The sequence below is a fragment of the Streptococcus mitis genome, assembly GCA_001560895.1.
Lineage (GTDB): Bacteria > Bacillota > Bacilli > Lactobacillales > Streptococcaceae > Streptococcus > Streptococcus mitis_Q.
Map to the genome: position 1 here is coordinate 1856876 of CP014326.1, position 16518 is coordinate 1873393.

Annotated in this window: 14 protein-coding genes; 8 read left to right on the forward strand and 6 right to left on the reverse strand. The window is 35.2% G+C overall.

Annotated elements, in window-relative coordinates; genetic code table 11:
* Positions 1–170: 170 nt before the first annotated feature.
* Both AXK38_08655 and AXK38_08660 read left to right on the forward strand, forming a co-directional pair.
* Positions 171–749 (forward strand): hypothetical protein, encoded by a 579-nt coding sequence (locus AXK38_08655; protein ID AMH89307.1) that lies wholly within the window; start codon positions 171–173, stop codon positions 747–749.
* Positions 746–1222: a glutathione peroxidase gene (locus tag AXK38_08660; protein ID AMH89308.1), complete on the forward strand. Its 477-nt coding sequence runs from the start codon at positions 746–748 to the stop codon at positions 1220–1222. Before AXK38_08655 ends, AXK38_08660 begins: the two co-directional genes overlap by 4 nt.
* A 353-nt stretch (positions 1223–1575) precedes the next feature.
* Here the strand turns inward: AXK38_08660 and AXK38_08665 are convergent, their stop codons facing one another.
* Positions 1576–3048: a peptide ABC transporter permease gene (locus AXK38_08665; GenBank protein AMH89309.1), complete on the reverse strand. Its 1473-nt coding sequence runs from the start codon at positions 3046–3048 to the stop codon at positions 1576–1578.
* A 586-nt stretch (positions 3049–3634) separates the two neighbouring features.
* Between AXK38_08665 and AXK38_08670 the strand changes: the two genes are divergently transcribed.
* Positions 3635–4891: a transposase gene (locus AXK38_08670; protein AMH89675.1), complete on the forward strand. Its 1257-nt coding sequence runs from the start codon at positions 3635–3637 to the stop codon at positions 4889–4891.
* A 618-nt stretch (positions 4892–5509) separates the two neighbouring features.
* Here AXK38_08670 and AXK38_08675 read toward each other — a convergent pair.
* From AXK38_08675 to AXK38_08695, 5 genes are all read right to left on the reverse strand, one after another.
* On the reverse strand, positions 5510–6517 hold the full coding sequence (locus tag AXK38_08675; protein ID AMH89310.1) for a hypothetical protein: 1008 nt from the start codon (positions 6515–6517) through the stop codon (positions 5510–5512).
* 230 nt (positions 6518–6747) lie between these two features.
* Entirely contained in the window at positions 6748–7302 is a 555-nt protein-coding gene (locus AXK38_08680) for a hypothetical protein (GenBank protein ID AMH89311.1), read from the reverse strand.
* Between the two features lie 44 nt (positions 7303–7346).
* The gene (locus AXK38_08685) at positions 7347–9173 is read right to left on the reverse strand and encodes a hypothetical protein (protein ID AMH89312.1); all 1827 of its coding nucleotides are present in this window, start codon (positions 9171–9173) and stop codon (positions 7347–7349) included.
* Positions 9174–9181: 8 nt separating this feature from the next.
* On the reverse strand, positions 9182–11407 hold the full coding sequence (locus AXK38_08690) for a helicase (protein AMH89313.1): 2226 nt from the start codon (positions 11405–11407) through the stop codon (positions 9182–9184).
* Complete coding sequence (locus AXK38_08695; GenBank protein AMH89314.1) at positions 11404–13083, reverse strand: adenine methyltransferase; 1680 nt, start codon at positions 13081–13083, stop codon at positions 11404–11406. The genes AXK38_08690 and AXK38_08695 overlap by 4 nt, the downstream gene beginning before the upstream one ends.
* Positions 13084–13511: 428 nt before the next feature.
* On the opposite strand from AXK38_08695, the gene AXK38_08700 reads away from it, so the two are divergent.
* The 5 genes from AXK38_08700 (at position 13512) to AXK38_08720 (ending at position 16503) form a co-directional block, all read left to right on the forward strand.
* Positions 13512–13832 (forward strand): hypothetical protein, encoded by a 321-nt coding sequence (locus AXK38_08700; GenBank protein AMH89315.1) that lies wholly within the window; start codon positions 13512–13514, stop codon positions 13830–13832.
* The gene (locus AXK38_08705; GenBank protein ID AMH89316.1) at positions 13832–14917 is read left to right on the forward strand and encodes a cell division protein FtsK; all 1086 of its coding nucleotides are present in this window, start codon (positions 13832–13834) and stop codon (positions 14915–14917) included. Before AXK38_08700 ends, AXK38_08705 begins: the two co-directional genes overlap by 1 nt.
* Positions 14917–15528 carry a hypothetical protein gene (locus AXK38_08710; GenBank protein AMH89317.1) on the forward strand — a complete coding sequence of 204 codons (612 nt, stop codon included), beginning with the start codon at positions 14917–14919 and terminating at the stop codon, positions 15526–15528. Before AXK38_08705 ends, AXK38_08710 begins: the two co-directional genes overlap by 1 nt.
* Positions 15529–15649: 121 nt before the next feature.
* Positions 15650–16249, forward strand: coding sequence for a Replication protein RepB (locus tag AXK38_08715; GenBank protein ID AMH89318.1), 600 nt, complete (start codon positions 15650–15652; stop codon positions 16247–16249).
* Positions 16240–16503 carry a Fis family transcriptional regulator gene (locus tag AXK38_08720; GenBank protein ID AMH89319.1) on the forward strand — a complete coding sequence of 88 codons (264 nt, stop codon included), beginning with the start codon at positions 16240–16242 and terminating at the stop codon, positions 16501–16503. The genes AXK38_08715 and AXK38_08720 overlap by 10 nt, the downstream gene beginning before the upstream one ends.
* Positions 16504–16518 lie beyond the last annotated feature (15 nt).

Sequence of the window (16518 nt, forward strand, 5' to 3'; positions counted from 1 at the left end):
GCACTATACTTTATAATTCTATCTTTTCCACAACTGATGCTCATCTCAAGCGGTTGGAAATATTATTTACTGCTGACTATCGCTATCCTTTCTTCTATTACTTATCTTTATTATCTCTATCAATTCGTAAAAGAAACAAAATAACATCGTTCATTTAGGAGAAATCACCCATGAAAAAAGAAGACTTAACAACTCGCCTACTTCGAAATTTCTTTCATATCCAAGGGCCTTTTGATGAATGCCGTCAAGAGGTTATCTACAAGGCTTGCGCCCGTTCCATGATCCAAATCTTTTACTCTTCCTTCATTCTCTTCCTATTCTATATTTTGTTCGGAAGCTTTATAGAAATTGTTCGAAATGTTATGCCCTACATCTATTTTGGACTCATTTTGTTCATGAGTATAAAAGCTCAAAAAGCCGTCCAAGAACTCCATCTAGAAAAAGATGACAAGTCAGAAATCATCCTCAAAACCTACAGCAAAGCCCAAATCAAATTTCGAAGCTGGGTTGTGTTTATCGGTCTTCAGATTGGCCTCTTTACCCTACTCATCTTTCATAAAGTCTTCGTTCAGCAAATATCCTTTTCAGATTTTGGGAAGTTGCTCATGCAATTCGATAAAAGTGGTCCTTTCCTGATGTATGGCCTGATCATCGGTAGTATTTTTGGAACTCTGACCTACGGATTTCTATCACTACAGGAGGAGAAAACTCCTAAAAATACCAAACAGAAGGAGAAAAGCAAGCAATGACTTCACTATACGATTTTTCAGTCTTGAACCAAGACAATCAAGAAACTCCACTAGATGCCTATTGTGGGAAGGTTCTTTTGATTATCAACACTGCTACTGGATGTGGTTTAACGCCCCAGTACCAAGGTCTCCAAGAACTCTATGATCGCTATCAAGAACAAGGTTTTGAGATTTTAGACTTCCCTTGCAATCAGTTTATGGGACAAGCACCAGGTAGCGCAGAGGAAATCAACGCCTTCTGTAGTCTACACTATCAAACCACCTTCCCACGTTTTGCCAAAATCAAGGTCAACGGTAAGGAGGCAAATCCCCTCTATGTTTGGTTGAAAGACCAGAAATCTGGTCCACTAGGAAAACGAATCGAATGGAATTTCGCTAAGTTTCTCATCGGTCGAGATGGGCAAGTCTTTGAACGCTTCTCTTCCAAAACAGACCCACAACAAATTGAAGAGGCGATACAAAAATTACTATAATTAATAATCTCACTATGATTAAATCTCCTTTAGCCTATTGAATAGTGGGATTTTTTGATTGGCTTTGACTTACACTCTTCGAAAAACTCTTCAAACCGCGTCAACGTCGCCTTGCCGTATATATGCAACCTCAAAACAATGTTTTGAGCAGCCTGCGGCTAGTTTCCTAGTTTGCTCTTTGATTTTCATTGAGTATTAAATAAAAAAAGTGTACAAATGTCTACTAGGAATATCAGAAACATCGTGAGTTGTAATCAAACTAAAAGGACTTAGCTCTATACAATACAGAACTAAATCCCATGAGTAAATAATTATCCTAACTTTAGCATCCCTACAGAAATTTCAATTTTTCTCTATTTGATACCAGACATTAATTTTTCAATACGTGGAACGTAGAAGAGTAAGATAATACTGAATACAATCGTAATTCCTCCAACAATTCCATAGTAAGCAACTTCAGTTTCGCTTGTATAAAATTTTACAATTTGAGCATTGATAGCTTGGGCAGCAGCATCACTCAAGAACCAGATAGACATCATTTGTGCTTGGAAGGACTTTGGTGCTAGCTTGTTAGTGACTGATAGACCAATCGGCGAAATCAACATTTCACCCACAATCACAATAGCCCAACTCATAATCAACCAGAAAGGACTGACCTTAACATCTGTCCCAAAAATCATCCCTGGCAACATCATCCACAAGAAGGATAAACCCGCCGCAAATAAGCCATAAGCAAATTTCTTAGAAGAGGACGGTTGCTTTTTACCCATTTTCCCCCACAACCATGCAAAAATCGGCACATAAATCATAATAAAAAGTGGATTAATACTTTGGAAAAAGCTAGATGGGAAATGAATCTGATTCCCAAATACATTAAAGTAAAGTCGAGTTTGATCATCCGCAAATAGAGCGAGAACAACAGACCCCTGCTCCTCAATAGACCAGAAGAGTACTCCAGCGATAAATAAAGGAATGTAGGCAAACACTCGAGATCTCTCAGTAGCAGTTATTTTCTGACTAGATAAAATTTTGAAGAAATAGTAGATTGGAATAATTACCGCAATTATTGTAAAGATATTAACAATCATATCCACGTTAAACTGGTGAGTAAAGACTAAAACTATAACCACGAGAATAACCATGACAAGTGTAATCAGCAAACGTTTAATCAAGGTCTGCCGCTCCTTCTGTGAAAGTGGATCAGTGGGGTAAAGACTTGATTCAGGCAGGTATTTCTTCCCATCTAAAACATACTTCACCAGACCAAAGAACATCCCAATGGCAGCTAATGAGAAACCTAGATGGAAATTGACTTCCTGACCTAGATAACCCACTAGATAAGGGGCAACGAAGGCACCTAAGTTAATACCAAAGACAAAGATACTAAAACCTGCATCCTGTCTATCATCCTCTTTCTCATAAATTCCCCCAACCATATCTGAGATATTGGGTTTTAAAAATCCAGTTCCAAAGATAATCAAGGCAATAGAAAGATAGAGAGCCACTTGTCCAAAAGGTGTTGCCAAAGCAATATGACCTAGCATAATCAGAATCCCACCGTAAAAGACGGTCTTACGGCTTCCTAAAATGCGGTCACTGACAAAACCACCGATAACCGAGGACAAAAATACCAGTGAGCCATAAATCGCCATAACCGATGCGGCTGTGGTCTTATCCATCCCCAATCCACCATCTTGCACACTATAGTACATGTAGTAAAGTAGGATAGCTCGCATCCCATAGTAAGAAAAACGCTCCCACATCTCTGTAAAGAAGAGGGTGGACAAGCCAATAGGATGTCCAAAAAATGTTTTCTGTTTTTCCATATATATTCTCCTTAAAAATATAATAACTCATTTTACAGAATTTTCAAACAAATGTTAAACAAATTCTGTTTATTTTAGAAAATTTTTTGGAAAAATCTATTTAGATTAGTTTACGCTTTATCTTCAATTAAAAAATATCAAACTTATCTATAAAATTATTAATGTGTAAAACTAAAATTATATTATCAAACAATCAACATTCCATTCTTGAATACATTCAAAAGCAAAAGAAGGAGAACTCTTGATTTTTAGACCAAAAAAGACATCCAAGAGAAAATTCTTGAATGTCTGTAAACGTTGATATAATCGTATTGATTAACGTTTTGAGGCAACTGACCTTGTCAGGTTGCAGCCACATTTGTAAGCGACTAAAGTCGCAACAACTGTGTCAATTGCACCAATTTAGTAAAAAAGTACAAAAAAGAACACCCCGAAAGGTGCTCTTTGTAAGTATAGTAATTCTGGCTCTATAATATTTGTAGTGGGTAAATCCCCTATGGATATTATGGAGCCTATTTTGTTGTAGAAAAAAAGTCCCATAAGATCTATAATGAAAAGCAACCAAACCATCATTAGAAAGAATCCTATGGAACAATTACATTTTATCACAAAATTACTAGACATTAAAGACCCAAATATCCAAATTATGGATGTCATTAATAGGAATACCCACAAGGAAATCATCGCTAAACTGGACTACGACGCTCCATCTTGTCCTGAGTGTGGAAGTCAAATGAAGAAATATGACTTCCAAAAACCGTCTAAGGTTCCTTACCTTGAAACGACTGGTATGCCTACTAGAATTCTCCTTAGAAAACGTCGATTCAAGTGCTATCATTGCTCGAAAATGATGGTAGCTGAGACTTCTCTCGTCAAGAAGAATCACCAAATCCCTCGTATCATCAACCAAAAGATTGCCCAGAAGCTAATTGAGAAGACTTCTATGACCGATATTGCCCGTCAGCTGTCTATTTCAACTTCAACTGTTATTCGCAAGCTCAATGACTTCTGTTTTAAGTCTGATTTTTCTTACCTCCCTGAGATTATGTCCTGGGACGAATATGCCTTCACTAAGGGAAAGATGAGTTTCATTGCTCAAGATTTTGATAAGCTCAATATTATCACTGTTCTTGAGGGTAGAACACAAACTATCATAAGAAATCATTTTCTGCGCTACAATCGCTCTGTTCGTTGTCAGGTGAAAATCATTACTATGGATATGTTTAGTCCTTACTATGACTTGGCTAAACATCTTTTTCCGTATGCCAAAATCGTTCTAGATCGCTTCCACATTGTACAACATCTTAGCCGTGCTATGAGTCGTGTTCGTGTCCAAATCATGAAGCAATTTGAGCGAAAATCTCATGAATATAAGGCTATCAAGCGCTACTGGAAACTCATTCAACAGGATAGCCGTAAACTGAGTGATAAGCGATTTTATCGCCCTACTTTTCGCATGCACTTAACCAATAAAGAGATTATTGACAAGCTTTTGAGCTATTCAGAAGACTTGAAACACCACTATCATCTCTATCAACTCTTGCTTTTTCACTTTCAGAATAAGGAACCGGAGAAATTTTTCGGACTCATTGAGGAAAATCTAAAGAAAGTTCATCCTCTTTTTAAGACTGTCTTTAAAACCTTTCTAAAGGACAAAGAGAAAATCGTCAATGCCCTTCAGTTACCCTATTCTAATGCCAAATTAGAAGCAACCAATAATCTCATCAAACTTATCAAACGCAATGCCTTTGGTTTTCGGAACTTTGAAAACTTCAAAAAACGGATTTTTATCGCTCTGAATATCAAAAAAGAAAGGACGAAATTTGTCCTTTCTCGAGCTTAGCTTTTCTTCAACCCACTACAGTTGACAAAGAGCCAAAATTTAGAAGAGGTTATCAGAAGGTTATCACAAAGCTATTCAAGCTCAAAAATCGACAAAAAAGCACTTTGCAAAATCTTTGCAAAGTGCTTTGAAACGTTGATATAATCGTATTGATTAACGTTTTGAGAATTGTGATGCTTTACGAGCTTTCTTAAGACCTGGTTGGGGCATCACTTATTTTATCTAATTGCAAAATGCTTTAAAATCAATGTTTTCATTAGTTTTCGGAAAATAAAACTTCAACCAATTTCAATCAATTTCATCAAAATAAGGTAAACTTTCATCAAAAATAAGTACAAATCGAACCAGAATATCAAAGGTTTACCTTATTTATTTTTTTAAAAACTCTCTATTTTCATTCCTCTAAACTTTTAAAATAATAACGATTTTTCAAACAAATAGAGCAATCTGAAGGAGACTTAAATAAAGCAACAACTAAGTCGATGACCGTTACTTTTTATGGACTATAAATAAAGATGACTTAATGAGATACCCAATAGATTTCTATACAATCAGGAGCATATAACTATATCTAAATTTATTTAGTTTAATTATATTCAGACTTTTACGACAAGCACTTTATTTTAAATATTTATTTCTGTCTTCAAACTCTAATTGACTCAAATGCCCTAAAAATAACTCTACTAATGCATTATTTAATTTTCCGTCAATACTATAAGGATTGCGTAACTTATTTTTTAAAAGTTTAATACGTGAGCTTCTATCTGATTCACCTAGAGATTCCAATTCAGAATAAAATTCTAGATAAAACTTTTGAACAGGAATCATGTCTATATACTCCCTTTTATTACAAGCTACTAAAAATTTACTTGTAATAGTAGCAATCTCTAATTTGTTAAGATACTCCAAATCAGAACTATCCCAAGTATATATGGAAATCATTTCATGGAAAAATATAAGATTATCATCACTCGATAAAAGTCGATAAATAAAATCACGCTTATTGATACTCTGGTTTGTTCCTGTATCTAAATAATTCTCCTCAAGTAGATACACAACTATGCCAAGTATAACATCTAGCATCTGAATTATTCTTGATTCTTCAGAATCGATTCCTTCGACAGAGTTAACATGATAACTCTTCCCTCTGTACAATGAATGTGCATTCATTTGGTCGTATATTTGTTCAAAAACACCAAGAGTTTGATATTCTGTACTATTATCCATGATAATATCCAAACCATCAATTTGATTATCATCCCTAACTAAACCATAAAATAGACGTTCCGGTATTTTTACATAAAAATATTTTCTCAAATCTTGGTCTGAGAATCCTAATGTTCGCCCTAATTGAAAATAATGTTCATTATTCAGGCGATATATATTAAATTTGATACACGAGCAAGTAAGAAAAAAATTGAGCACCTGAAAATATTTCTTAATATCAGCTCCTTGATAGTCCACGAAATGTAACTCTGATGTTCTTTCCAACTTACTCAGTATTTCTTCAATTTGTGACTCAATTCTGTCCAATTCTGTTTCTTCAATCGAAATAGCCCCATAGTACGAGTATTTTGATTCACGGTCTATTTTCATTGATTCATCGAAATAAATTTTATATTTCATACAATATCCTTTACTTTATAGTCTTATTTTATCATATATTTGCACAAATTACTTGACATTTTTCATAAAAGATATTAGAATAATTCTACTAGCAATTTTTCAATTGTTTGACTGACAACTTTCTTCCCCGCTGTTGGGAGGCTGGCTAGCAGTCATTATTAAAAGCTTTCTTCCCCGCTGTTGGGAGGCTGGCTAAAAAATAAAGAGGGGCAAGTTTAACTTGCCTCTCTTTATTTTTTTATTTTACCTGCTAATTCCGTTTGAAGGAATGGTTTAATTGAACCAAGAATAATTGCTGTGGCCTTCTTATTCTGTTTATCAGTTCTTGTTCTTTTATTAAACATATCAAGCATGAATCTATAATCATTTTCAGGATTATAATTATTCCATTGATTTGGCTCAAACGCTCCGATATCCAACAAATATCGTAATAGTTTACGGCTAAAAAATTCAGATGATAACTGAAGATACTGATTATCCTCTACAGCATGCAATAACTTAAACAATTGCTCTTTAACATCTACTAGATGTTTCAAATCATCACGCTCAAACTTCTTAATGCAGGAACTACCAATAGGGTATAGCTCATTCCCATTCAGTTGGTTTTTAATTGTAAAAAGGTAACGAAGATGCTCTTTACCACATATACATGACTCCTCCAAACGCTCATCTTCTTCAACATCTACAATTTCCCACTCTGTAACAGCATCCTCCCAATATTCCGACTCGGAATTATCCATCACATCCTTAATAAGAGTTTGAAAATAATTACTTCTGTCTATCATATGACTTAACTCCTTCCCAACATTTCATTCATTACTACAATTGATTATTCATATCTATCATGTACAAGTTCCTTGAATCCCTTGCCCACTAAAAATGCATTACATTTTCCAACATCCCAATTCCCTGTTGAACAAATAAATAGTTCATAAAGAAATTCTTGTTCATTTCCTAAACGAAGCACTTTGCCCGATAGTTCAACTAACTTCTTACTAACAACAGGGGGTAATTTCATCGCAACACAAATTGCAATAACACTTTCAAGTTTAGGTTCTGTTTTCCCATTTCTTAAATTAGAGATTGCCTTCAAACCTAGATAACTCGTATCAGCCAATTCCTGATTCCTAACATCACGCCATTTCATCACCTCAGTCAAAGCAGAACAAAAACTATTTAACCCTTGTAGTTTTAACATGATTTCCATTGTATCAGCTACGTGGGCATCGACTTTCTCAAGCCACTCATTCTTATCTTCAGGATAGCTAATAGTGAATTGAATATCAGAATCTGCATCTCTGTTAAGTAATAAAGTTAAAGAGGTGGAACTTCCTGATTGAGTTCTTGAAACAATATCAAACACTACACAACATTCTTCCATATGATGTCTTGCATAATCTGTTAAAAAAGGATTGCCTGCAAGGTCATATGAAACAAACTTATTATCATTTATGCAAAGATGGGATTCTACATAAATCAATGCTCCAGTTTCAACAAGACTCTTTAAGTTTGGTTGTGCTAACAATTGCAAACCAAGTTGAATTAAGTTTATTGAGAAAGTCTGAGTATTTTCTAAATAACCATCTTTCCATTTGTGAGTTGGAACATATTTATCATCAATATAAATGAATGCCCCCTTCACTATATCAAATCCACATTCTGCCAATCTAACTTTAGCAGAAAGACGTGATACCCCAAAGAACAGAGCTAATTCATCAATCCATTTCTCAACAATATCAAGTTCATCTTTCGTTTCACTATGTTCAATGAGTCTTTTATGTCTCACTCGTGCTTCTTGGATGAACATCCCCTTAGGCATCAGTATTTTGGGAGCAATAGATTCGGCATGCCATTCCATCCACCCTAGAATATCAGACAGATTCTGTTCTCCGACATTACTAGTAGTAGATAGAACTGATAACTTTTCTTTTTTCACTCGAGCCAATTCCAAAGCATAGCGATGCAGTTCCCAATGAACACATTCATGAAGGATTGTATTTCTTACAACTCCAATATTTCGTAGTTGAAGAAGTTTTTCCTCTATGACTATTGTACCTGAGGAAATTCCTTTTTCAGGTACATCTTGAAAATAGACTTGACCAAAAATAGAAGCATCTTTAGTAATGTTTTCATATTTTAGTTGTAGCCCCATTTGTTGGGCTATAGTTTCAGGTTCAATTCTAGTCGGGGTCAGTAAAGCATCTGGTTCATATTTCTTCAATATCAATTCAGCAAATTTATCCAAATCATCTTTCCAAATAAAAGGAATAAGCTTATCCGAAAGAGGTTTCTCAAAAATGCTATAAGTTCCTTTTTCGTAAGAATCAACCTTCTTAATTCTAAAATTTTTGATTCCTGTATCAGGTTTCCCAATACATGATATACGAAGCCAACGATTTTTTTCATAAGATGAATCACGATTATAGTTATACCTGAAAACAGTTGCATAGACATTGGTTAGAATATCTATGTCAATTTCATCATCTTCACGCTTTCCAGCATAAACATACATCACTTCAATATCGGTGACTTCAACTTCATCATCATCATTGTCGATAACCCCTAAATCTTCAAGATGCTCTAAGAAGTAATCTTCACTCACCTTATAAATATCATTGTAGAAAGTGTTTTTAATATAACTAGTAAAAGAAATCAAAGTTCCTCCTAAAATCCAAATAATTCATCAATTGGACGCCATTCTGACATATTATCTTTCCATTCACCCTCGTTTAAATATCGAAGAGTTCCAGCGATATCACGAACAAAAGCTCCTTTCAAGCCATATTTATCAAGGTACACTTTTAGAGCTTCATATTTCAACGGTGCATAATCATCAATATTTTTATCTTCACCCTTTGCATTTACTCCACCTTTAGTTTCAATGATATAGATATCACCATTCTTTATTTTTACAATGTAATCAGGATAGAAATGATGAGATGAACTTGCTGTGTTATAAACTAATGAGAAGTATTCAGTTCCCTTATCTCCATTCTTATAAACAAAGTCAACCACATCCTTATCTTGTTCGATATAATCCTCAAATAAGCGTTCCGCTTCACTACCCTTGATAATCCTACTCTCGTATCCCTCGTATACATTGGTTTCTACAACAGTTTTTTCCAATTTTGGATTGTAAATATAACGTACGTTCTTAGGGATGGAAAACTCATCTTCCTTAACTTCTACAAGTCCCATACTGATTGTTGGATAAATGTCTACTTTTCTAAACACTTCGCGAAGTTCTCGCCAATTATTCAAAATAAAGGCTGTCCACTCATTCGCTTCTAATTTTAAGAGCTTATGTTTATTAGGCCTTTTATCATCCATAAAAAATCGTCTTAATAAGGCTTCGACCTGACTCACTTTTAAATGAGTGACACGGTCAAGTTCATGATAAGCATGAAGTAAATCCAGTCGGTTTGCTCTGAAATTCGCTTCAACTTTTCTTTCTCTATCTTGCAAACGGTCTGAATGTTCAAGTGTATCGAATCTTCCTTGTTTATAACTGTTCACAATAGAAGTACCAAATTTAATGCTTTGATTCTCTAGTTTTTGTTTGTTCGATGCCACATCATCTGTCAAATTCCATTCTCTAACCAATCCCTGATAAAGATTTTCACGTACGGCCTTTTCATCCTGTCCTGCATGTAAATCAAGAGCTCTCTCTCTAACCAATTTAAAATCTTTGGCAATATCCTTCCGTTCTAAAGGAGGTGTCGGGATTCCTACCCCTTTTTGCCCATATGCTCCATTTAGAAAGTCATTATCAAATGTATAAATGTAAGAATTATCCAATACATCTACATCATAGTGACCTTTTAAGGGTTCAGGCATTCTACGGATACGACCAATCGTCTGAATAGTAAAGGTATCCCCCATTTGTTCACGTATCTTTATTAAGATTTTAGCACGAGGAGCGTCCCACCCAGTAGCGATTGCCTGTTTGATAATGAGATATTCAACCTCATTATCAAGGTCTTGAACATCGAGATAATTTCGTTTCTGTTCTGCCAACCAAATACCTAGTTTGCCATCTTCGTATGTCTTATATAACTTATTTTGAATATAATCCTCAATACGACTAACTAATTCGGGTTCAGAATCAGATTTGTCAGGTAATTGAACCAGCACTAATGGATTTATACCTGCAATGTTATTTTTAGTGTACTCTTGTACTATCTCTTTTCGTTTTAGCTCAGCGCTCTTAAACAGCAATTCAAATTCTCTACTGATGTCAGGATTAGCATCTATAAACTCCTCAATCCCTTCATTGACAACTACTGATTTTGTAATCAAACCTGATTCGATAACTTCCTCTTCAGTAACTTCATAGAACTCTATCTTATCAGGAACCCTAGGGTCTTCAATAGTTGCTGAAACCCTAACTGTTTTAGAAGCTTTAAAACGTGAAATGATATCTCTTGCCTTCTTAGTATCATTTCGATGTGCTTCGTCAATAACAAGAATAAAATGACGACCAGATTCAAAAGCTTTTTCAATCTTGTATTCAAGATTTTCTCTCTCATTGTCCGTCAACATAGCATTTTTGTTTTTACCTACAACCGATTCATAGTTAATAAAAGTTGCTGTATCCTTACCAAATCCTTGAAGAAGAGCACCTGCAAGTGATTGCGCCTTGATGGAAGAAAAGTTTTTCGCTTTGTCCTGACTTTGTTCTTCAAGTTCTCCTGCACCAGGAGTAAACCATACAAAAGCAACATTATCATGGGTACTCGCGATATAAGTATCCATCCATTCAAGAAGTGTAATTGTTTTACCTGAACCTGTTGGTGACTTAATAACCATCTCATCAACACGATATTCAGGCGCTGTAAATTTCAAAAGCTTATCAACTAGCTTTTGTTGGAAATTTTTTAATTCAATCATGACCACATGTCCTTTCCGAAGTAATAGTTTGGAATTTCTTGTTTCGTGATGTTCTTGTCACGAAGGATTCGTTCTTGTTCAGCATCAAAGAAAATTTCAGGATGAATAAAAAGCGTAGAATTTTCTAAAAAATCTGATTCATTCATCTCATCTAGCTGGTCTTCTGACAAGATGACCTGTACTTTTGGATTTGAAATATCTACTCCAAACTCCAACTCAACAAGAGGTGTAACATAGTTTAGTAATTCATATTCAAGGGAGACATCAGGAAATTCTTCCTTAACGACAAAATCTGTTTTAAAATATTTTAGATTATGAGGTAGTTCTTCTTGAATATTGGCCAGACGTTTGTAGGTAACCTCTTCACAAATATTGTTTTCATTATTGGTACAGAGGATATATTTCCGATTTCCACCATCTTCTCCATTCAGTTGAGATACTGCATGTCCTGTTGTTCCTGAACCAGCAAAAAAATCAAGAACAACCGCGTCTTTTTCTCCTGAAATTGTAAGTAATAGCCTTAAAAACTCCAGCGGTTTTGGATAATCAAATAATTTTTTTGCTCCGAGACTATTTCTCAAATCAATTGAAGCTTTTTTATTCCCTTCAATATCAACGAGCAGGTTTGATACCTGTTTTGTTCGTCCTGTTGCATAATATTTTACATATGGAACCCATTTTGAATTTGTAATCCCATCAATCGTTTGAGATTGAAAATTTTTTTTCTCTTTCCAAACAATCATATCATCTTCAACTAATTGATTAAAAGAATTTTGAGCAACTCGCCATCTGCTCAAATACTCGTGTGGACCGAAAGGATAGACTTCTTCTCCATCTGGAGAAATAATAGGATAAAACATATTCGGTCTGTCCTCTCGTCTATCCTCATTTCCGGTTTTTCTCAATTGTAACACTGAGTATTTTCCTTTTTCATCTTCTTCTTTGAATCTAGATAAATCTTTTTCTGAAAGTGGAACACCTTTTAAAATGAATTTATCTGTTTTTCGGTAAGTTAAACAATAATCAAAAGAACTCCCAATTTTGTTTGCATCCTGCCCTGTTGTTGTCCCAGTTGCACGAACAAAGTTTCCAACGAAATTTTCGGCACCAAAAATTGAATCACAAAGCAATTTCAATTGTGCTTGTTCATTATCATCAATCGATATAAAGATAACTCCTGTCTCTCTCAATAATTCTCTAGCTAAATTCAATCGAATACTCATAAAACTTAGCCACTTAGAATGGGAATAACCATCATTTTTATCAACAATTTTATCATTGTATACAAAATCTTTATTCCCTGTATTGTATGGAGGGTCAATATAAATAACATCAATCCTTCCTGAGTGGGTTTTTTCCAAAAGGTGTAAACTATGAAGATTGTCACCCTCTAGTAGGAAGTTATAATCTTCAGAGTCTGGCTCCCCCACAATCATTTTAGTTTCATCTTCAACGAAGACAGGAATTTTGGTCTTCATCTCCTCTTCAACCCACTCAGCATGTTCCTCCCAAACAAGACCATACTTCTTAGTATTAAGTAGACGAACAAGATTTTCTAATTTATCAACATCTTCACTTCGTCTATCCTCACGAGCCTGTTTTAGCAATTCCTGAACATATGCAATTGCTCCCTCTTTCTCATTCTTATAGGGGCGTTCAATAAAGTTTTCACGCATTAGAAAACACCTCCTTTGCATACAGAAGGTGTTTTTTTACATACTGAAAAAAGGTAAAAACTACCTTGTTGCTTGTTGCTTGTTGCTTGTCGCTTGTCGCTTGTCGCTTGTCGCTAATGGTATCAAGTTCATAGCCTCCTTGTAAATGTTTTCAACAAGTCTATTATACCATGAACAGTTGCATAAAAAAATTTAATACATTAAAAATTAAAAAATAACCTATCAAGTCATTTTTGAAGTCATTTTGAAACATGATTCTTAGGAAATTATTTCAAACCCCTTGTCTCATCAAATCTAATCATAGTGACTTATCAAGTTATATATTTATATCCCAATACAGATTAAAATGAAAATGTCCTTAGCTAAGACGGTCACGCTCACGACTTAAAACGGGTAACAATCTAAACATCCATTCGGAGGAATTAAATATGACAATTAAAACCAAACATAGACAGGGTGGATACTCTGTCGCAACTGCATCACAATATGTGAATCCTACAAAACCTATTCATAGTTTGAGTACAGAACTTGAACCACAGCAACTTTTTGAGGATGGAAAGCCTACTGGCGAAATCATCGCTTATAAGGCAACCTTCATCCAAGAAGGACTCGAACCGTTCCAAGTTAAGTTTGAAGACAAAATTAAGCTACCTGATTTCATGAGTTTGATTCAATTCGATAACCTTCAAGCCGTTGAAGTACGCTATAACGTTTACTTTAAAGCTGATGGCATTAAGGAGGTTAAATAATGGTATCTAAAACAGATGCCGTCTTGCAATCATACTTGCTCCAGAGCCTTAATATGGCTCTTGGAGCCTTGATGCAAGGCGAAACAAGTTATACAAACAGTTTTAACATCGTCATTCAAGAAAACGGTTTCATCTTCATCCCACGGCTTCCCTGTGCCTATATTTTAGATGATGAACTCTATAATAAAATTTTCTTGATTGCTAACGCATCCCTATACCCACATTATACTTTATTGAAGCAAAATGCAACATACTTTGTCCCTCTAAAAACGGATGATATTCATGTTCAGCGAGGACTCTTCTTTCCGTGGAAGATGGGAATTTCAAAACGATTGGTCATTCCTGACCTTGATAGATATACAACAAGTTTACCCAAAAATCAAATTCCAATTATGGAAAATTTTGCGCTTAATCTTGATAAGGTCAATCACATTGCAATCTGTGGAAATAGTGGTTCGGGTAAATCTTATGCTCTTACTTATCTACTAAGTGTACTCAAAAATCAATCTGATTTAATTATCGTGGACCCAAAATTTGACACGCCTAGTCGTTGGGCTCGTGAACATCAAATTGCCGTGATTCATCCCGTTGAAAATCGTTCTAAGTCCGATTTTGTATCAGAAATCAATGAGAAATTAAGTCAATGTCTGGAACTGATTCAAAAACGTCAAGCAATCCTATACGAGAATCCACGTCATGAGTTCACTCATATGACAATTGTGATTGATGAAGTTCTTGCATTATCCGAAGGAGTCAATAAGACGATTAAAGAATCGTTTTTCTCACTCTTGTCTTCTATCGCACTTCTTGGACGTGCTACAAGGATTCATTTACTATTGGTTAGCCAAAGGTTCGACCATACTACCATTCCCATTTCTGTTCGTGAACAACTTAATGTCCTCATCCAGATTGGCAACATTAACAAGAAGACGACACAATTTCTATTTCCCGACCTCGACCCAGAAGGTATCGTTATCCCTATTGGGCATGGAACAGGTCTGATTCAAGTGATTGATAACGAACATCCTTATCAGGTACTTCCACTACTATGCCCAACATATTACACAAAGAAAGGAATTCTTTAATGGTGAAAAAATCTTACTTTATGAGGACATTCAACCTCAATATCAATCTAATTCTAGTTTCATTTCTAGCAGGATTTATAGGATGGTCTCTGGAATTTCTATCAAATCAGTTTAAACTAAATCCTCTCAGTTTTTTCGACCTCTCCCAGTTCAATAGCTATTTAGAATTAGGAAGCAAATATTCTTATACAGCAATGTCCATCCTTCTATTTATACTATTTGTCTCTGTAATGTTTGAAATTCTAAATCGATTTCGATTTGATAGTCTATTCAACTATTTTAAGTCCGTATACTTTACATTCAAACTTCGTCAGTTTTTAACGCAACGTGAAAAATCAGAAAAAGTAACAACGATTGACAATCAGAATATAACTACCTTCAATCCCATAAATAGTAGTTTTAATCACTGTGCACATAAGAGTATCGTAGACATACGAAAAGATGATGTGACGGTTTTCGTCAAAGTCCCTAGAGACCAGCAGGGGCAAAAAATTTTGGCTGACATGACCTCTCAACTGAAAGAAGAGGTTTCGAGTCAACATCCTGACTACTACTTTTCAGCACCTAATCGGATCCGTAATAAGCTATGGTTAGTTGGTAAAAAACGATAAAAAGGGGCTATGGCTTGCGTTAAGCAGTAGCCAGATAGCCCCTTCTAGCATTTTCCAAGATAATTTGGGTTACTACGACCCCCAATTATCCTATAATCAGTAATCAGAAAGGCGTATCAAAATGACAAAAGAACAACGCTCTAGCAAGTGGACATTCCTTTTTTACAAAGAAAGTGCCCCTGCTGACTACCTTGAAGTTCTTGAAGAACTACACATCCCCTTCGTCCTGAGTCCTTGGCACGATAAGGATATTAATCGACAAACTGGGGAACTGAAAAAATCTCACAAACACGGAGCTTTCTTCTTTGATTCTCTCAAAAGTTATAAACAAGTTTCTGATCTAATCAAGGACAAGTTGAATGGCCCTGCTCATGTAGAAATCGTACAATCACCCAAAGGACTTTTTGACTACTTCATTCATGCCGAAAATAAGGAGAAAACTCAATATGATATAGATGATATTGAAGTTGGATGTGGTTTTAATCTTGATAAATTTCTTGTAGAAAATAACTCACATGATTTCATGCATGAAGTTGTGGATATTATTGAGCAGAATGACTTCACAGAGTTTGAAGAACTCGTCTGGTATGCACGAGCTAATCACACACCACTTCTTGGACTTATCATTGAGCGTACCTACTTTTTTGCTAAGTATTTGGATTCACGTCGATGCAATCCAATGAGAAACCAAGATAAGAAGGAGGATAATAAATGCAAGTGATTCTTCCTGATGAACAGATTCATCAGATTCAACTATTGCTATCAAACCTTATCCAAAAAGAAATTGAACAGCAAATAGAAAAAAATGCTTTAAGTTGTCCCTATTTGAACAAACAACAGACTTGCGACTATTTAGGAATTTCCAACAATACTCTTGATTCATGGATTCAAAGGGGGCTTCCATCAATCAAAATTGGAAAAACAATTCGATTCCACAAAGACGCTATTGACCGCTGGCTAAACAGTAACAACTAGAAAAATCAAGATTTT